The following is an 18323-nucleotide window of genomic DNA, read 5'->3' as shown; positions in this document are numbered from 1 at the left end:
GTGACCCCAGAAGGAGAGGGGAGACGGAACAGCTAGTGGGTGTGCACACTCATTACGAGTTACTCATCGAGTGCTCATGAGCTGTGTGCTCCAGTTCCTGGTCGGTGCTGCGGTGATCCGGACGGTGGTGCGTGCGCGGCGGGGGCCTCCCGGAGGAGCTCCTCCACCAGCGCGGTGCCGAGTGCCTCGCCCGAGCGGAGGGCCCGGGGGAAGGCTCGGCGTCGCACCGCGAGCTGCCAACACTCGGGCGTGGGGTGGACGTGCGCCCCGCGGCCGGGTGCCCGGCGATCCGGATCGGGCACCAGGGCCGGTCGGCCCTCGGCGTCCGAGCCCGCGACCACGCGGAGCAGCTCGTTCGCAGCGGCCTTGGCCCGACAACCCACGCAGGTCCGGACGGGTCCGGGCGCAGGGGTGTCAGACGTGGTGGCCACTGTCCTCAACAATAGCCGGTGAGGCCACCTGTCCACTAACTGGGCGGGCACCGGCGGCTCGCCCGCTCCTTACTGCGGGGCGGGCGCCTCGTCCGAACGGATGTCGATGCGCCAGCCCGTCAGCCGCGCGGCGAGCCGGGCGTTCTGGCCCTCCTTGCCGATGGCGAGGGAGAGCTGGAAGTCCGGGACGACGACGCGGCACGACCGCGCAGCGAGGTCGACGATCTCGACCGAGTTCACCCGAGCCGGCGACAGGGCGTGGGCGACCAGCTCGGCCGGGTCCTCGGCCCAGTCGACGATGTCGATCTTCTCCCCGTGCAGCTCGACCATCACGTTGCGCACCCGCTGGCCCATCGGACCGATGCAGGCGCCCTTGGCGTTGACCCCGGGGACGGTGGAGTGGACGGCGATCTTGGTGCGGTGGCCGGCCTCGCGCGCGATGGCGGCCACCTCGACCGTGCCGTCGGCGATCTCGGGGACCTCGAGGGCGAAGAGCTTCTTGACCAGGGTCGGGTGGGAGCGCGACAGGGTGATCTGCGGACCCCGCATGCCCTTGCGGACCGAGGTCACGAGGCACTTGATGCGCTCGCCGTGGACGTACTTCTCCCCCGGGACCCGCTCGCTGACGGGCAGCAGCGCCTCGAGCTTGCCGAGGTCGACCATCACGTCGTCGGGGTTGCGTCCCTGCTGGATGATCCCGGAGATGATGTCGCCCTCCTTGCCGGCGAACTCGCCGAACCGGATCTCGTCCTCGGCGTCGCGCAGGCGCTGCAGCATGACCTGCTTCGCGGTCGTCGCGGCGATGCGGCCGAAGCCCTGGGGCGTGTCGTCGTACTCCGGGCCCGCGGTGCCCTCGTCGTCGACCTCGCGCGCCCACACGGTGACGTGCCCGGTCTTGCGGTCGAGCTCGACGCGCGCGGGGTGCTGGGACTCGGTGGCGCGCTGGTAGGCGGTCAGCAGGGCCTGCTCGATGGCCTCGGCCAGCACCTCGAAGGAGATCTCCTTCTCCCGCTCCAGCATGCGCAGGATGCTCAGGTCGATGTCCATCAGTCGTCCTTCTCGTCCGTGTCGGCCTTGCGGTTGAACTCGATCTGCACGAGCGCCTTCGTCACGTCGGCGTACGCGACCTCCCGCCGCTGCCCGGAGACGTCGAGGGTCACCGCCTCCTCCGTCGAGGACAGGACCCGTCCGGTGAGGCTCGAGCCGTCACGGAGGCTGGCCTTGACCAGCCGGTCCTGGTTGCGGCGCCAGTGGCGCGGCAGCGTGAGCGGCCGGTCGACGCCGCGGGAGGTCACCTCGAGCGTGTAGGGCTGCTCGCCCATCACGTCGGACTCGTCGAGCACGCGGTTGACCTCGCGCGTCGCGTCGGCGACGTCGTCGAGGGTCACCCCGCCGTCCTTGTCGACGGCCACCCGCAGCACGCGACGCTTGCCGGCCGGGGTGATCTCGACGGCTTCGACGTCGAGGTCCATCACGCGCAAGGGGTCGACCAGCTCCGCTTCGATGCGGTCCCGGGTGGTGTCCTGGTGGGCTGGGCTCATGTGGATCCGACCTCCTTGTGCAGTTGTCGAGTGAACACCCTAGCCGCCGGCTCCAGCGCGTCGACATCCCCGGCCGACCGGTCCGGACCGACCCCGGCACTGGGTAGGGTCGTGGGGTGCCCGGACGCCCGCTGACCCGCCGTACGGCCGTCGGCACCGCGCTCGTGACACCCGTCCTGCTGGCCGGCTGCGACATCGATCCACCCGCCCGCGACGGCGCCGCCCCCGCCACCGCTCCCCCGCCGGAGGACTCGGCCCTCGTCGCCTCCGTCGTCGCCGCGCTCGTGCTCTCCCGGTCGGTCATCGAGGCCGCGACCCTGTCGGCCCCGGACCTCACCCCACGGCTCGAGCCGCTCGCGACCGCGCACGCCGCCCACCTCGACGTCCTCCTCGGCGCGGTGCCGGACGCCGCGACGACGCCGTCCGCGCCGCCCGTCGTCACGGCCCCGGCCGCGCTCGCCGCCGTCCGTCGCGCGGAGCAGCGCCTCCTGCGCGAGGTCCGGCGCGGGTGCGTGGACGCCGCGAGCGGCGACCTGGCCCGCGTGCTCGCGAGCATCGTGGCCTCCACCGCCCAGCACGCCGCCGCCCTGGCCGACGGAGCCCGCGCGTGACGGTCCTCGACGCCCTGCAGGCGACGCTGGCCGACGAGCACGCGGCCGTCTACACCTACGGCGTCCTCGGAGCGCGCACCTCCCAGGCCGCGACACCGGCGACGTACGACGCACTCACCACGGCCTACCGGCGCCACCGTGCCCGCCGCGACCAGCTGCGCCTCATGGTCGTGGACGCGGGGGGTACGCCCGTGGCGGCCGAGGTGGCGTACGCCCTGCCCGGCCCGGTGCGGCGCCCGGCGCAGGTCGTGCAGGCCGCGCTCGACCTCGAGGCCACCAGCGCCGAGGTCCTCCTCGCCCTGGTCGCCCGGTCCTCGGGAGACGTGCGCGAGTGGGCGCTCACCGAGGCGGTCTGGTCGGCGACCTGGCAGGTCACGCAGGGCGCCGAGCCCGTGACGTGGCCGGGGGCACCCGAGCTGGGCTGAGCGGTGCGGCGGCCGGGACGGCCGCGACGTCCGCGTGTCCGGACATGCTGAGAGCGGCCCGCGGCCCCAACCTTTGGGAAAGTCCCGAGATCTCTCCCAAAGGCCGAGGACGCGGACCGCTCATGGGGTTGGTCAGCATCACCCTGTGCCGCGGGGCCTGTGGGGGTGGTCCCGGCGACATGCACAATCATGCATTCGTTCCGATGCGGTGGAAAGTGGATCGGACTTGCATGTTCCTGCACCGCACAAACTTGCAGTACCGAGCCCCCTCAGGAGCGGACGATGTCGGTGATCCGCGCGACGGCGGCTCCGACGGCGACGTCCTCGCGCTCACCGGAGGCACGGTCGCGGACCTCGACGTTGCCGTCGGCGAGGCCCCGGCCCACGGTGACGATCGTCGGGACGCCGATGAGCTCGGCGTCCTTGAACTTCACGCCCGGGCTGACCTTGCCGGTGCGGTCGTCGAGGAGCACCTCGAGACCGGCGGCCTTGAGGTCCTGGGCGAGCTGCTCGGCCGCGGCGGCGATCGCCTCGTCCTTGCCGGCGGCGACGACGTGGACGTCGGCGGGCGCCACGTTGCGCGGCCAGCACAGGCCGATCTCGTCGAGGGTGCCCTCGGCGATCGCGGCCACCGCGCGCGACGGACCGATGCCGTAGGAGCCCATCGTGACGGTGACCAGCTTGCCGTTCTCGTCGAGCACCTGCAGCCCCAGCGCCTCGGCGTACTTGCGGCCGAGCTGGAAGATGTGGCCCATCTCGACCCCGCGGGCCGACTCGAGCGTGCCCTCGTCGCAGTTGGGGCAGGCGTCGCCGTCGCGGACGTCGGCGGCCTCGATGGTCCCGTCGGGGGTGAAGTCGCGACCGACGACCATGTCGATGACGTGGGAGCCGGGGACGTTGGCGCCGGTGACCCAGCGGGTGCCCTCGGCGATGCGGGGGTCCACCAGGAAGCGGATGCCGGACTTCGACTCCTCCCCGAGCACCTCGGGACCGATGTAGCCCTTCACCAGCGCCGGGTGCTTCGCGAGCTCGGCCTCGTCCATCGCCTCCACCTCGATCGGCTCGAGCTGGCCCTCGAGGCGCTTCTGGTCGACCTCGCGGTCGCCGGGGACGCCGATGGCGAGGGGCTCGCGGGTGCCGTCGGGGTGCTTGAGCACGACCAGGACGTTCTTGAGGGTGTCGCCGGCCGCCCAGGGACGGTCGTCGCGGGGGTACGCCTCGTTGAGGTGGTCGACGAGCGAGTCGATGGTCGGGGTGTCGGGCGTGTCCTCGGCGTGCGCGGCCGGCGCGTCGCCCCAGTTGTCGGACGCCGTCGACACCGCTGCGGGCGCGCGTACGGCCACCGCCTCGACGTTGGCGGCGTAGTCGCAGTGGGTGCAGCGGACGTAGGTGTCCTCGCCGACCTCGGCCTTGGCGAGGAACTCCTCGCTCGCCGAGCCGCCCATCGCGCCGGAGGTCGCCTTGACGATGACGTACTCGAAGCCGAGCCGGTCGAAGATGCGGATGTAGGCGTCGCGGTGCTTCTGGTAGGACTCCTCGAGCCCGGCGTCGGTGACGTCGAAGGAGTAGGAGTCCTTCATCACGAACTCGCGCCCGCGCAGCAGGCCGGCGCGGGGACGCGCCTCGTCGCGGTACTTGGTCTGGATCTGGTAGATCGAGAGGGGCAGGTCCTTGTAGGACGAGTAGAGGTCCTTCACCACGAGGGTGAACATCTCCTCGTGCGTGGGGCCGAGCAGGTAGTCGGCGCCCTTGCGGTCCTGGAGCCGGAAGATGTTGGGGCCGTACTCGGTCCACCGGTTGGTCGCCTCGTAGGGCTCCTTGGGCAGCAGCGCGGGGAACGACAGCTCCTGGGCGCCCATGTCGTCCATCTCCTCGCGGATGATGTTCTCGATGCGGCGCAGCACGCGCAGGCCGAGCGGCAGCCAGGTGTAGATGCCCGGCGCGTTGCGGCGGATGTAGCCGGCACGGACCAGCAGCCTGTGGCTCGGCACCTCGGCGTCGTTGGGGTCGTCGCGCAGGGTGCGCACGAACAGGGTCGACATGCGGAGGATGCGGCCAGTCATGGGCGCAAGGATAGGTGTGGGCCTCCGAGGACCGCGAACCAGATTCGCCCGTGCGCGGTGCGTCAGACCCCGAGGACGGTGAAGGACGCCGCGGTCGCCGCGAGGACCGGGCTGCCGGCGGCGGCCCGCCGGGCGGCGAGCAGCGCGTCACCGAGCCCGCCGCCCTCGCGCAGCCGTGCGTGCAGGGCCACCATCACCTCGACGGTGGCCTCGTCGTCCACCTCCGCGAGGCTGGAGACCACGCCCGCGGTCCCCATGGACAGCAGTGCCGCCGAGAGGCCGAGCAGCTCCTGGTCCCCGACGGGCTGCATGACCCCGGACTCGCACGCCGAGAGCACCACCCGGTGCGGGGGCCGCTCCAGGCGCTGGAGGTCGTGCACGAGCAGGGGTCCGTCCGCCAGCGTGAGCGAGGAGAACAGCGGGCTGTCCTCGCGGAAGTGGCCGTGCGCGGCGACGTGGGCCAGCGCGGCGCCGTCGAGCGCGGCGAGGGAGGCCGCCACGGTCGCGTCGGACCCGTCGATGACCTCGGCGTCCGGGTCCTCGGCGGCGACGGCGGGCACCTCCGCCCCACCGCTGCCGAGCCCCGGGCCGACGAGCAGCACGCGCCGGTCGTCCTCGGCGGCGGCGGCCCGGGCGCGCAGCCACAGCCGTGCCGACGGCGTGCTGGTGAACGCCCGGTCTGCCAGGCCGGGCAGCAGCCCCCACGGCACGCCCTGCAGCGCCGAGGTCGCTGACACGACGACCCTCGCCCCGGGGACCCCGTCGAGCGCCGGGCCCACGAGCGCGTCCTGCAGGCGCGCCCCGGCCACGTCGAGCTGCGCGCGCCGACCGCGCGCCGCCTGGCGCAGCATGAAGAGGGCGAAGTCGACCGCCCGCGCCGCGGCCTCCGCGCTGCCCACGACGCGGTGCCGTACGCGGCCGCCGCCCGCGACGAGCGCGTGCAGGACCCCGTCGATCTCCGCGAGCTCGACGAGGACCGTGTCGTCCTCGGCCAGGGCCTCGAGCAGCGCGCCGACGTCGAGGACGTCCACGGCCCGTCCGGACCCACGGGCGTGCAGCAGCCTGCGGCGCACGTCCTGCTCGAGCCGGGAGGCGCGTGCCTGGAGCCGGTCGGTCGGAGCACCCTCGGCCCGCGCCTCGGCGATCCGTTGCTGCTGGACCCGCAGGGCGGCGAGATCCGCCGTCGTGGCCGCGTCGTGACCGCCGAAGGCGGAGGGAACTGACAGGGCCGTGGCGCGCCAGCGCTCGGACCAGCGCAGGAGCCGTCGCGCGTCACCGGACTCGAGCGCGGTGCGGGTGCCGAGCTCGGCGAGCTCGGCTCCGTGCCCGGACGACAGCGCGCGCAGCTCCTGGCTCCCGAACGTGGCCCGGTGCTCGTCGAGCTCGGTGAGTCCCCGGTCGCAGGCACGCAGCGTGGCCGCGGCGTCCCCGGCACTCGCGCCCAGCCACGCCGCGGCGAGCCAGCCGAGAGCGCGATCGTTCGCCGTCGCGGCGGAGGTCGAGGCCGACGCCTGCCCGGACCAGTCCGCGGCGAGCCGTGCGGCGCGCTGCGAGCGCACCGACCGCGCGACCCTGGCCGCGAGGAGCAGCACCTGCGGGAGCTCGGGGGCTGCCGTCGACCGCGCAGCCACGACGAGACGCTCGGCCCTGCGGAGCAGTGGCGCCCGTTGCCCACCCATCCGCGAGCGGGCGGTCAGCGCGAGCAGGTCGGCACGCACGCGAGCCTGGGCACGACCCTGCACGCGCAGCAGCGCCGACGCCTCCTCGGCCGCGTCGGCGGCACGGGCGTCGGACCCGGCCGCGAGCGCGGCGTCGGCGAGCGAGACGAGCACGTCGGCGCGCTCGGGTGGGAGCAGGGGGCGTGCGGCCAGGGCCTGCTCGGCGACGGCCGTCGCGTCGGCGGCCAGTCCCCCGGCGAGGTAGGCCCGGCACCAGTCCGTGACCAGGTCGGTGCTGGTCTGCCCGATGCTCGCGAACAGGTCACTGGCCTCGGCGTAGCGGGCGAGCGCGAGCGGCAGGTCGTCGCCGACCTGGGCCACCCACCCGAGGTTGTGCACGGACGTCGCCACCGCCGAGGCGTTGCCCTCCGCCGCCGAGAGGCGTCCGAACTCCTCGAACGCGACGCTCGCCTCGGCGAGCTCGCCGAGCGCCACGTGCGCCAGCCCCATCAGGTTGATCGCACGCGCCTTCCACACGAGGTCGCCCTCGCGCTCGCACACGCCCACCGCACGACGCAGGTCGACCATGCTGTCCTCGTAGCGCGCCAGGAGGTAGCCCAGCACCTGGGCACGCCGCACGAGCAGCCGCGCGAGCGGGAGGCCCGTCAGGCCCTCGGCGGCACGGTCGAGCTCGCGCATGCCCTCGCGGACCCGCCCGACCCGGGCGAGCGTCGCGCCGAGGGTCGCGCGGACGTCGCCGGCCCGTTCGCCGTCGTCCGTGCGTCGGGCGAGCCGCAGGGCCTCACCCAGGTGGGCCAGCGCGTCCTCGGGGTGCCCCAGGTCGCGCAGCACGATCGCGACGACCTGGTGGCCGACCGAGGCGACATGGGGGTCGGGGTCGGGGACGAGCTCGGCGGCCGCGCGCGCCCGGGCGGCGGCCGGGTCGGTGAAGAGCGTGCGCAGCAGCTCATCCGCCTCGGCCCGGTCCACCGCGCCATCCTTGCCGATCCCCCAGGCGATCCGCGCCCGATTCCGTGGCTCCGGGGCCCCGCGTCCCGATAGCGTCGGGCCATGGGCGACTGGAAGATCGGCGACGACAAGCGACGACGCAGCACGGACCAGCTCCGTGACCTCAACGAGGCCAACCGGGGGCAGGTGGCCTGGGACACCGAGGCCCCCGCGGACTTCACCTACCTCTACCACCCCGACCACGTGCTCGTGGAGATCGAGGACGTCGAGGAGTTCGAGGCCGCGGTGGACCGCCTCGACAAGGGCGTGCTGGGCGAGCCGCCGCGCCGCGACGACGTGCGCCTGCTCGACGGCGAGCTGGTGCGCTACGTCCTTCCCGAGCGTGCCGGCGGCGAGAGCGTGCCCGACGTGCTCGACCTGCTCGAGGCCGGCGGGCTCCGCCACGGGGTCGCCACGCCCGACCACTGGGTGCACGTCAGCCCCGGTGGTGGCGGTCAGACCTGCCCCGCGACCGAGCCCGAGGAGACCGGTCTCGCCGAGCCGTGGCCCGCCGTCCAGCCGCAGGACGAGGGCCGCCGGGTCAGCGTCGTCGTGGTGGACACCGGCTGGAACCCGGCGTCGGGGTCCGACGGGCGTACGCCCTGGCTGAAGGGCGTGGAGGGCGACGACGAGGACAACCGTCCCGACCTGCGCCCCTACGCCGGTCACGGCACCTTCATCGCCGGCGTGGTGCGGTGCGTGGCACCGAGGACCGACGTGTGGGTCGAGGGCTTCGCCGTCGGCGGCGTCGGCGGCGGGGGCATCCTGGAGTCGGAGATCGTGGGCCAGCTCGTCGAGGCGATGCGGCACGACCCGCAGGTCATCAACCTCTCGGCCGGGTGCCGCACCCGCCGGGACCTGCCGTCCAAGGCCTTCGCGCGGTTCCACCGCAAGCACCTCAAGGGCGCGGACTGCGTCCTCGTGGCCGCCGCCGGCAACGACTCCTGGGCCGCGCCGTTCTGGCCCGCGGCGTTCCGGTGGGCGGTCGGCGTGGGCTCGCTCGACCGCGACGGACGGGTGTCGGAGTTCTCCAACTACGGCGTCTCGGCCGATGTCTACACCGTCGGCCGCAACCTCGTGAACGCCTATCCCGACGGGACGTTCGTGTGCCACGAGACGCCGAACAAGGGCGACGTCCGGGTCTTCTCCACGGGCATGGCGCGCTGGAGCGGCACGTCCTTCGCGGCCCCCGTCGTCGCGGGCATGATCGCCCGCGAGATCAGCGAGACCGGCTGCTCGGCGACCGACGCCCGCGACGCGGTGCTCGCGCGGGCCGTACGCGACTCCGACCCGCTGGTCGGCCCGCACCTCGAGCTGCCCCTGCCCGGGGCCTGACCGGCACGGCCGGCAGGCTCAGAGCTCGACCCACCGGCTGGTGGCCGAGTGCCCGTCGCGACGCACGGTGAAGCGGAGCGACCCCGTCGGCTCGGCGCTGATGGCGAAGAAGCCGTAGTCGTCGAGCGTGGTCTCCCAGGTCTGGCCGTGGGAGGTCTCCACCACGATCTCGACGGCCCCCATGTCACCGTCGAGGTCGAGCAGCTGCCCGCGCACCTGGCCCTCGTCGAGCTCGGCGTCGAGGGACCAGCCCTCGGCCGCGGTGAAGTAGAGGATCCGCGACGTGCCGAGCCCGCGCACCTGGGCGACGGGACCGTCGGCCGAGTCGCGCATCAGCACGAGCATCTCCCACTCGTCGTCGAGCTCGGCGGCCGCGACGGCGGCGATCATCGTCGCCACCAGGTCCGGCGGCGGAGGGTCGTAGGTGGTCCACATGTCTCGCAGTTCCTCGAGGAGAGCGGCGTCCCCATCAGTCATCGCTCGCCTCCTTTCGCTAGGGCGGTCCTGACCTTGGCCAGGCACCGGGCCCGGGTGGGCCCGATGCTCCCGACAGGCATGTCGAGGTCCTTGCTGAGCGACTGGTAGTCGGGTCGGTCCATGAAGGCGACGACCCGCAGCAGCTTCCGGCACCGCTCGTCGACGGAGGCCACGGCACCCCACAGCCGTGACCTCTCGTCTCCGAGCACGGCGAGCGCCTCGGCCGACTCCGTGTCCGGGAGTGCGGCGTGCAGCGACTCGTCCTCCACCGGCAGCGCACGGCGTGCGGTGCGGGCGTGAGCGGCGGCGCCGCGCCTGGCCGAGGTGATCAGCCAGGACGCGACCGCCTGTGGGTCCTTGATGGTCTGGTGCGAGCGGACGAAGGCCAGCCAGGTCGCCTGGACGACGTCCTCGGCGGACTGGCGGTCGTGCCCGTACGCCCTCACCACGTGCCACAGGACCGGGGTCATCGCGGACACCAGCTCGTCCATCGCGCCGGGCTCCCCCGAGCGCCAGGCGATGAACGCCCCACTGGCCATGTCCCACGGTGACTGGTCGAGCTGCCCCTCAGCTCTGCGGTCCTCTGACATGGTGACCATTGTCCCCATGTCTGCTCAGGTGCGCGCACACCCCTGCGTGATACGTCCCGGGCCCGAGGAGTTTTCCCGAGCAGGTCAGAACATCAGCGTGGCGAAGGTCGCGGTCTGCTCGAAGCCGACCCGGGCGTACGCCGCACGCGCCGCGGTGTTCCACTCGTTGACGTAGAGCGAGACCACGGGCGCCATGCCCGACCCGAGGACGCGGGCGACGACGGCCGCCATGCCGCTGGTCGCGAGGCCCTCGCCGCGGCGGTCGGGGCGTACCCACACGCCCTGCACCTGCGCGGCGAACGGTGTCGCGCAGGCGACCTCGGCCTTGAACACCACGCCGCGGTCGTCGAAGCTCGCCAGCGACCAGCCGCGGCCGATGAGCTGCTGGACGCGGGCCCGGTAGAGGTCGCCGCCGCCCGCGTCGCTCTCCGGGGACACCCCGACCTCCTCGGTGTACATCGCGACGCACGCCGGGTAGAGCGCCTCGAGGTCGCTCGGGGTCGTGACGCGGACGTCCCGGGCCGGGGGCACGGCCGAGAGCCGGCTGGTCTGGAGGTGGGGCTGGTCGGGCCGGTGCTCGCGCGGTCGCGACCACCGCGGCGAGATGGTGTCCCACAGCGACGCCACGACGTCGCTCGGGCCGACGATGGTGCCGACCGTGCTCCGGCGACGCAGCGCCACGTCGGCGAACGCGCCCACGTCGTCCGGCGTGCACTGCACCGGCACGAGGTTGGCGCCGAGGTGGCAGCCCGCGACGAGCTCGTCGCCCTCGAACCGACCCCAGACCTGCCCGCCGAGCCAGCGCTCGTCGAGGTTGGTGAGGCGGGCGCGGTAGTCGGCGAAGACGTTGACCACCGGGTCCTGCTCCGCGAGCGCGATGAAGCGGTCCCGGTCACCCGGGCCCAGCACGCGCACCTGCTCGCGAGTCCTCAACACGCTCGGAGCCTAGTGGCTCCCCCGTGAGGGTCAGGAGACGCTGACCGTGGCCTCGGCGCCGTCGACCGTCTCCATGCCCTCCGCGATGCGCATGGCCTCCTCGATGAGGGTCTCCACGATCTGCGACTCCGGGACCGTCTTGATCACCTCGCCCTTGACGAAGATCTGGCCCTTGCCGTTGCCGGAGGCCACACCGAGGTCGGCCTCGCGTGCCTCCCCCGGTCCGTTGACGACGCAGCCCATGACGGCGACGCGCAGCGGCACCTCGAGGCCGTCGAGGCCGGCGGTGACCTCCTCGGCGAGCTTGTAGACGTCGACCTGCGCGCGCCCGCAGGACGGGCAGGAGACGATCTCGAGCCGACGCGGCTTGAGGTTCAGCGACTCCAGGATCTGCAGGCCGACCTTGACCTCCTCGACCGGGGGCGCGGAGAGGGAGACCCGGATCGTGTCGCCGATGCCCTGGCTGAGCAGGTGGCCGAACGCGACGGCCGACTTGATGGTGCCCTGGAAGGCGGGGCCGGCCTCGGTGACGCCGAGGTGCAGCGGCCAGTCGCCGGCCTCGGCGAGCAGCTCGTAGGCGCGGACCATGACGACGGGGTCGTTGTGCTTGACCGAGATCTTGAAGTCGTGGAAGTCGTGCTCCTCGAAGAGGCTGGCCTCCCACACGGCCGACTCGACGAGCGCCTCGGGCGTGGCCTTGCCGTACTTGTCGAGGATCCGCTTGTCGAGCGAGCCGGCGTTGACGCCGATGCGGATCGAGGTGCCGCGGTCCTTGGCGGCCCGCGCGATCTCCTTGACCTGGTCGTCGAACTTGCGGATGTTGCCGGGGTTGACCCGCACGGCCGCGCAGCCGGCGTCGATCGCGGCGAAGACGTACTTGGGCTGGAAGTGGATGTCGGCGATCACCGGGATCTGCGAGTGCTGCGCGATCTGGGGCAGCGCGTCGGCGTCGTCCTGGCTGGGGCACGCGACGCGCACGATGTCGCAGCCGGTGGCGGTGAGCTCGGCGATCTGCTGCAGCGTCGCGTTGACGTCGGAGGTGAGCGTGGTGGTCATCGACTGGACCGAGATCGGCGAGTCGCTCCCGACCCCCACCGAGCCCACCTTGATCTGGCGGGTCTTGCGACGCGGGGCGAGGACGGGGGGCGGGAGGGCGGGCATGCCCAGTCCGACGGTGCTCATGCCGTCATCGTACGGGCCGGGCCAGTGGACACCGCTGCTCGGGCACGCCTCCCGCACCCCGCGCCCGGCGGCGGTGCAGCAGCAGGATCACACGCGCGGACGGGCACCGCGGACGGTCGGGAATTTCTTTGCCGCGTCAGCTCAGGCGCAGCGGCACCACGATGTCGGCCACGATCAGCACGACGCCCATGACCAGCATCGCCAGCCCCACGACGTAGGCCACCGGGAGCAGCCTGGCGACGTCGACGTGGCCCGGGTCGGGACGTCCGAGGAGCCGGGCCGCACCACGCTTGAGGCCTTCGTAGAGGGCCCCCGCGATGTGGCCGCCGTCGAGCGGGAGGAGGGGCACGAAGTTGAACATGCCGATGAAGAAGTTGAAGCTCGCGATGAGGAAGAGCAGCGTGACGATCTTCTCGGTGAGCGGGAACGCCTCGCTCGACGCGGCCTCTCCCGCGAAGCGGCCGCCGCCGACGATCGAGACCGGGCTCTCCGGGTCGCGCTCCTGGAGCCCGACGATCGCCCGGCCGACCTCGTAGACCTTCACCGGGAGCTGGCCGAGCGCCTTGACCGTCTCGACGGCCATCGTCTCCATCTGGATCGCGGTGTAGATCGGCCCGCCGGTGGCGAAGTGGGTCTCGGGCTGGACGCCGAGGAAGCCGACCTCGGTGAGCGTCTGGTCCTCGACCGAGGTCTGGCGCAGGGTGACGGTCGTGTTGGTCGTCAGCGTCAGCCGCTCGTCGCCGCGCTGCACCTCGATGACGGCGTCACCGTCGGCGTTGGCCCGGATCAGCGACTGGAAGCTGTCCCAGTCGCGGAAGGGCTGGCCGTTGAAGCTGAGGATCTCGTCGCCCGGCTGGATGCCGGCCTCGCTGGCGGGCGTCGCGGGGTCGGACGCCGTGCAGTCGCGCGGCAGCTCCTCGACCGGGATGACGCAGGCGGGTACCGAGGCGACGGTCGGCTCGACGACCTCGTCACGCGGGTTGCCGTAGGTCGCGAACAGGAGCACGAACAGCGAGAACGCGATGGCGATGTTGACCATCGGGCCGCCCGCCATCACGATCACCTTCTTCCACCACGCGAGGCGGTAGAACAGGCGGTCGGTGTCGTGCTGCTTGACGTACTCCCACTCCGCGGCGCGCGCGTCGGAGATGAGCTGGGTGAACAGCCCCGTGTTGGAGCGGCGCACCTTGTGGACGGCCTCGCCGTCCTCGTCGTAGGTGGTCTCCTCGACCAGGCCCTCCGCCCCCGGGGGCAGCATCCCGACGATCTTGACGTAGCCGCCGAGCGGGATGGCCTTGACGCCGTACTCCGTCTCGCCGATCTGCTTGCTCCACACGGTCGGACCGAAGCCGATGAACCACTGCGGGACCTTGCACCCGAACTTCTTGGCGGGGACGAGGTGTCCGAACTCGTGGAGTCCGATCGACACGAGGATCGCCACGACGAACGTGACGACGCCCACGGTGTAGAGCAGGGCAGTCATGGTGGGGCGATCCTTGTCAGATGAGGGCGGACGCCTCTGCGCGCGCCCAGGCATCGGCGGCGAGGACGTCGTCCACGGTGAAGTGCTCCCTCGATGGTACGTCGTGGGAGGCGAGGACCCGGGAGATCGTGGCGACGATGTCGGGGAAGCGCAGCCGGCCGTCGTGGAACGCGTCGACGGCCACCTCGTTGGCGGCGTTGTAGACCGCGGGCGCGGTGCCGCCCCGCTCCCCCGCCTCGCGGGCCAGGCGCACGGCCGGGAACACGACGTCGTCGAGCGGCTCGAAGCGCCAGTCCACCGCCCTCGTCCAGTCGATCGGCGTCTCCGCGTCGACGACGCGGTCGGGCCAGCCGAGGCCGAGCGAGATCGGGACCAGCATCGTCGGCAGCCCGAGCTGGGCGACGACGGCGCCGTCGACGAACTCGACCATGGAGTGGATGAGCTGCTGCGGGTGCACGACGACGTCGATCCGGTCGAACGGGACGTCGAAGAGCAGGTGCGCCTCGATCACCTCGAGGCCCTTGTTGACCAGCGTCGCGGAGTTGGTGGTGATCACCCGGCCCATCGCGAAGTTGGGGTGGGCCAGCGCCTGCTCGGGGGTGACCGCGGCGAGCTCGTCGGGCGTACGCCCGCGGAACGGCCCGCCCGACGCGGTGAGCACCAGCCGGCGCACCTCGTCCGCGCTGCCGGCACGCAGGCTCTGGGCGATCGCGCTGTGCTCGGAGTCGACCGGGACGATCTGCCCCGGCCTCGCGCGCTCCTTGACCAGCGGCCCGCCGATGATCAGCGACTCCTTGTTGGCGAGCGCGAGGGTGGTGCCGGCGTCGAGCGCGGCGAGGGTCGGCCGCAGCCCGACGGCTCCGGTGATGCCGTTGAGCACCACGTCGCAGGGGCGGCCGGCGGCCTCGGTGGACGCCTCCTCCCCCAGCCCGGAGAACGCGGGGGCGAACTCGGCGACCTGTCGCTCGAACAGGTCGGGGTTCGAGCCGCCGGCGGTCAGCCCGACGACCCGGAAGCGTTCCGGGTTGGCGCGCACGAGGTCGAGGGCCTGGGTCCCGATCGACCCGGTCGAGCCGAGGATCACGATGTCGCGCACAGTCACGCCGCCAGTTTGTCAGGATGGGCGACGTGGACAGCGCAGGGGCGGACTGGCAGGCGATCGCGCACGCCGAGATGCTCCTCGACCTGCGCCGCGACCGGGAGGCCGAGCAGCGCTTCCGCGACGTCCTGTCCCGCGACCCCGAGTCGGTCCGCGGCCTGCAGGGGCTCGCCCGCGCGCTGAACCGGCAGGACCGCCACGAGGAGGCCGAGCGGGCGGTCCGGAGCGCGATCGCGCTCGAGCCCGACGACGCCGGCGGCTACCGGGTGCTGGTCGACGTGCTGTGCGACCGGCGGGACGGGCCCGCCGCGGTGTCGGCAGCCGAGAGCGGGGTGCGGCTCGCGCCGCACGACTTCAGCTCGCACTACCAGTACGCCCGCGCGCTGCTCAGCCTGCGGCGGCCGCGGGTCCGCGACGCGTACGGCGCGGCCCTGCGCGCGGTCGACCTCGCGCCGCACAGCCCCGACGCGCACAACCTGGTCGGACTGTGCCTCGACGCCCTCGGCAACCCGGAGGCCGCCCGCACCGCCTTCAGCAACGCCCTCGAGCTGGACCCGCAGCACACCCTGGCCCAGAACAACCTGGCCGCCTTCGAGATGGATCGCGGGCGGCTCGGCCGGGCCGCCGGACTGCTGCGCACGGCGGTCGGCAACGACCCCCAGGAGAAGCGGGTCCGCGACAACCTCGACGTGGTCCTCCTGATGCTCGGGCGCCGGGTGCTCTGGTCGCTGCTCGGCGCTGCGATCGTCCTCGGCATCCTGCTCGCGACGGGCGCGCCGTGGTGGGCGCGCGCCCTCAGCGGTGTGGCGTACGTCGGCGTCCTCGGCTGGCTGCTGCACCGTGTGCGGTCGCAGCTGCCGCGGGGGGTGAGCCAGTGGGGGCGCGGCATCTGGCGACGGACGCGGTGGCAGGGCAAGTACCTCATCGGCCTGCTGACGCTCTGCACCGTCGGCGTCCTGCTCCTCGCGTTCGCACCCTCCCCGATCGCCGCCGCCGCGGGTGTCGCGCTGGGCTCCTCGCTCCAGCTCATCGGGATGGTGTGCGTGCTCGGCTGGATCGGCGTCGCCGCGGTCAACCTCGTGCGCGGTCGCTGACCACGCCCCTAGGCTGGCCGACGTGGACGACCGCCTCATCGACAGCCTCACCGCGGCCGTGTCCGCGGCCCCCGACGACCTGACGCTGCGGCTGCACCTCGCCGGCCTGCTCGTCGACGCCGGCCGGGGACCCGAGGCGATCTCCCACGCCGCCACCGTGCTGGCCTCCGACCCCGGCTCCGCCGAGGCCCGCGACCTGATGGCCCGGGCGATGGGGACCCCGCCCGCGGCGGACCCCCCCGTCGCTCCGGCGGACGAGCCTGCGGCCCCCGCGGGCTTCGACTGGCGTGCCGCCGAGTCCGACCTCGGCGGCGCCGTCGGCCCGATGTTCGTCGACGGCTCGACCGAGGACCCGGGCCCGGCGCCGTACGACGTCGAGAGCGCCGGCGTCCGGCTGGCCGACGTCGGCGGGCTGAGCGAGGTGAAGAAGCGCCTCGAGGCCAGCTTCCTCGCGCCGCTGCGCAACCCGGAGCTGCGGGCGCTCTACGGCAAGTCGCTGCGCGGTGGTCTGCTGCTCTACGGCCCGCCCGGGTGCGGGAAGACCTTCCTCGCCAAGGCGGTCGCCGGCGAGCTCGGGGCCGCCTTCCTCCACGTGTCCCTGGCCGACGTGCTCGACATGTACATCGGCCAGAGCGAGCGCAACGTCAAGGAGCTCTTCGAGGTCGCCCGCACCTCCGCGCCCTGCGTGCTCTTCCTCGACGAGCTCGACGCCATCGGCGGCAAGCGCTCGCTCAACCGCAGCTCGGGCGCGCGCACGACCGTCAACCAGCTGCTCACCGAGCTCGACGGCGTCGGGTCCGACAACGAGGGCGTCTTCGTCCTCGCCGCGACCAACCACCCGTGGGACGTCGACCCGGCGCTGCGCCGTCCGGGGCGCCTCGACCGGACCCTGCTCGTCCTGCCGCCCGACCGGGAGGCGCGCGAGGCGATCCTGCGCACCCACCTCAGAGACCGCCCGGTCGAGCGGATCGACACCCGGCGCCTGGCCAAGGCCACCGAGGGGTTCAGCGGCGCCGACCTCGCCCACCTGTGCGAGTCGGCCTCCGAGAACGCGCTGATGGACTCCGTCGGGTCCGGGCAGGTGCGGATGATCGCGATGCGCGACTTCGACCAGGCGCTGGCGGAGATCCGGCCCTCGATCGGGCCGTGGATGGAGACCGCACGCAACGTGGCGCTCTACGCCAACGCGTCCGGGGAGTACGACGACCTGGCGAAGTGGCTGCGCAAGCAGCGCTGACCGCGTGGATCCCCAGCACCAGGTCGAGCGGGCCACCGCGCTCCTCGAGCTCGGCCGGCCGGTCGAGGCCGAGGCGACGGCGCGCGAGGCGCTCGGCGCCGACCCGGGGTCGGTGGAGGCGCTGACCGTGCTGACCCGCGCGCTCGCGGGGCAGCGACGTCACGCCGAGGCCGTGGCGGCTGGACGGGCCGCCGTGACCGCGGATCCCGAGCACGCGGACGCCTTCGTCGCGCTGGCGTGGGCGTTGGTGGGCGACGAGCAGGCGGAGGAGGCCGTGGCGGTGGCCCGCAGCTCCGTGGCCCTCGCACCGCACGGCTGGGCCACGCACCACGCGCTCGGTTGGGCGCTGCACCGCTCGGACCCGCCGCGGAACGAGGAGGCCCGCGACGCCGCCGCCCGCGCGCTCGAGCTCGAGCCGGGCGCCACGGCGGCGCACAGCGTCCTCGGTCTCGCGCTGGCCGGTCTCGGTCAGCGCCGGGCCGGGCGGCGGGTGATGCGCGAGGGCCTGCGGATCAGCCCCGACGACCCCTACCTCCACAACAACCTCGCCAAGCTCGACCTCGACCGCGGGCTCCGCGTCGGGCGCACGGGGCGGCACCTGCGTGCGGCCGCGGGCGGCATGCCGCAGGAGCCGGTCGTGCACCAGAACCTCGACACCCTGGTGCTGCGCTTCGGCGTACGCCTGGTCTGGCCGACGCTGCTCGCGCTCTTCGTGCTGCGCGCGGAGCTGCAGCTCGGTGCCCCCTGGTGGGGCCGGGCGCTGACGGGTGCGGTCCACCTGACGGTGCTGGGCCTGCTGGTGACGTGGTTCGCCCGGCAGGTCCCCCGGGGGCTGCGGCACTGGGCGCGGGGCGTGCTGTCCCGGCTGACCCTCCCGCTGCGCGCCATCGCGTCGGGACTGCTCCTCTTCGGCGCGTGCGTCGTCGTGACGGCGTTCGCTCCCGATCGCGTGGCTGACCTCGCCCAGGACGCCGCGAGCGTCCTGATGTGGGTCGTGGCCGGGATCGGAGTCCTGGCCTACGTCGCCCACCGGTGGGAGCGGTCCGGACCACGCTAGGTGTACTGATCGGGCACGTTGGTCGAGATCGTGTGACGACACGATCTGAATGAGCTTGGAAGGCGAAGACCTCCGGGCGTGGAGTGGAGCTGTCTA

Annotated in this window: 17 protein-coding genes; 6 read left to right on the top strand and 11 right to left on the bottom strand. The window is 73.3% G+C overall.

The features are described 5' to 3' along the window. Nucleotides 1–74: 74 nt before the first annotated feature. From F4692_RS19860 to rimP, 3 genes are all read right to left on the bottom strand, one after another. Entirely contained in the window at nt 75–383 is a 309-nt protein-coding gene (locus tag F4692_RS19860; RefSeq protein ID WP_308645403.1) for a YlxR family protein, read from the bottom strand. A gap of 117 nt (nt 384–500) precedes the next feature. Further along, a complete protein-coding gene (gene nusA, locus F4692_RS19855) occupies nt 501–1478 on the bottom strand; it encodes a transcription termination factor NusA (RefSeq protein ID WP_179621473.1) in 978 nt (325 codons plus the stop codon). Then, nucleotides 1478–1972, bottom strand: a complete 495-nt coding sequence (gene rimP / locus F4692_RS19850) for a ribosome maturation factor RimP (RefSeq protein WP_179621472.1) — start codon at nt 1970–1972, stop codon at nt 1478–1480. Before rimP ends, nusA begins: the two co-directional genes overlap by 1 nt. Before the next feature lie 116 nt (nt 1973–2088). On the opposite strand from rimP, the gene F4692_RS21915 reads away from it, so the two are divergent. Both F4692_RS21915 and F4692_RS21910 read left to right on the top strand, forming a co-directional pair. Continuing rightward, the gene (locus tag F4692_RS21915; protein WP_179621471.1) at nt 2089–2583 is read left to right on the top strand and encodes a hypothetical protein; all 495 of its coding nucleotides are present in this window, start codon (nt 2089–2091) and stop codon (nt 2581–2583) included. Continuing rightward, nucleotides 2580–3008 (top strand): ferritin-like domain-containing protein, encoded by a 429-nt coding sequence (locus tag F4692_RS21910; RefSeq protein WP_179621470.1) that lies wholly within the window; start codon nt 2580–2582, stop codon nt 3006–3008. Before F4692_RS21915 ends, F4692_RS21910 begins: the two co-directional genes overlap by 4 nt. 269 nt (nt 3009–3277) lie before the next feature. On the opposite strand, the gene F4692_RS19835 is transcribed toward F4692_RS21910, so the two are convergent. Then, nucleotides 3278–5071: a proline--tRNA ligase gene (locus F4692_RS19835; RefSeq protein ID WP_257030101.1), complete on the bottom strand. Its 1794-nt coding sequence runs from the start codon at nt 5069–5071 to the stop codon at nt 3278–3280. Nucleotides 5072–5133: 62 nt separating this feature from the next. Continuing rightward, nucleotides 5134–7719 carry a CHAT domain-containing protein gene (locus F4692_RS21905; RefSeq protein WP_179621469.1) on the bottom strand — a complete coding sequence of 862 codons (2586 nt, stop codon included), beginning with the start codon at nt 7717–7719 and terminating at the stop codon, nt 5134–5136. 81 nt (nt 7720–7800) lie between these two features. On the opposite strand from F4692_RS21905, the gene F4692_RS19825 reads away from it, so the two are divergent. Then, nucleotides 7801–9072 (top strand): S8 family peptidase, encoded by a 1272-nt coding sequence (locus F4692_RS19825; protein ID WP_179621468.1) that lies wholly within the window; start codon nt 7801–7803, stop codon nt 9070–9072. A gap of 18 nt (nt 9073–9090) precedes the next feature. Here the strand turns inward: F4692_RS19825 and F4692_RS19820 are convergent, their stop codons facing one another. The 6 genes from F4692_RS19820 to dxr all read right to left on the bottom strand — a co-directional run bounded on the left by F4692_RS19820 (nt 9091) and on the right by dxr (nt 14836). Continuing rightward, nucleotides 9091–9549, bottom strand: a complete 459-nt coding sequence (locus F4692_RS19820) for a peptidase associated/transthyretin-like domain-containing protein (protein ID WP_179621467.1) — start codon at nt 9547–9549, stop codon at nt 9091–9093. Further along, the gene (locus tag F4692_RS19815; RefSeq protein ID WP_218858814.1) at nt 9546–10139 is read right to left on the bottom strand and encodes an RNA polymerase sigma factor; all 594 of its coding nucleotides are present in this window, start codon (nt 10137–10139) and stop codon (nt 9546–9548) included. Before F4692_RS19815 ends, F4692_RS19820 begins: the two co-directional genes overlap by 4 nt. Before the next feature lie 84 nt (nt 10140–10223). Next, nucleotides 10224–11075, bottom strand: coding sequence for a GNAT family N-acetyltransferase (locus F4692_RS19810; protein ID WP_179621465.1), 852 nt, complete (start codon nt 11073–11075; stop codon nt 10224–10226). A 30-nt stretch (nt 11076–11105) separates the two neighbouring features. Further along, nucleotides 11106–12257: a flavodoxin-dependent (E)-4-hydroxy-3-methylbut-2-enyl-diphosphate synthase gene (gene ispG / locus F4692_RS19805; RefSeq protein ID WP_179621464.1), complete on the bottom strand. Its 1152-nt coding sequence runs from the start codon at nt 12255–12257 to the stop codon at nt 11106–11108. A 136-nt stretch (nt 12258–12393) separates the two neighbouring features. Then, a complete protein-coding gene (locus F4692_RS19800) occupies nt 12394–13740 on the bottom strand; it encodes a M50 family metallopeptidase (protein WP_179621463.1) in 1347 nt (448 codons plus the stop codon). Between the two features lie 16 nt (nt 13741–13756). Then, nucleotides 13757–14836, bottom strand: coding sequence for a 1-deoxy-D-xylulose-5-phosphate reductoisomerase (gene dxr, locus F4692_RS19795; RefSeq protein ID WP_308645402.1), 1080 nt, complete (start codon nt 14834–14836; stop codon nt 13757–13759). Between the two features lie 32 nt (nt 14837–14868). On the opposite strand from dxr, the gene F4692_RS19790 reads away from it, so the two are divergent. Genes F4692_RS19790 through F4692_RS19780 form a run of 3 tightly spaced genes read left to right on the top strand, consistent with a single transcriptional unit; the run spans nt 14869 to nt 18227 of the window. After that, entirely contained in the window at nt 14869–15933 is a 1065-nt protein-coding gene (locus F4692_RS19790; RefSeq protein WP_179621461.1) for a tetratricopeptide repeat protein, read from the top strand. Nucleotides 15934–15955: 22 nt separating this feature from the next. Continuing rightward, entirely contained in the window at nt 15956–17170 is a 1215-nt protein-coding gene (locus F4692_RS19785) for an AAA family ATPase (protein WP_308645393.1), read from the top strand. Nucleotides 17171–17174: 4 nt separating this feature from the next. Beyond that, nucleotides 17175–18227: a tetratricopeptide repeat protein gene (locus F4692_RS19780; protein ID WP_179621460.1), complete on the top strand. Its 1053-nt coding sequence runs from the start codon at nt 17175–17177 to the stop codon at nt 18225–18227. The last annotated feature ends 96 nt before the right edge of the window (nt 18228–18323 follow it).

This window comes from Nocardioides cavernae (assembly GCF_013410035.1).
Lineage (GTDB): Bacteria > Actinomycetota > Actinomycetes > Propionibacteriales > Nocardioidaceae > Nocardioides > Nocardioides cavernae_A.
Note: the sequence above shows the minus strand (reverse complement) of the source record. Positions and strands in the feature narration are given on the sequence as shown.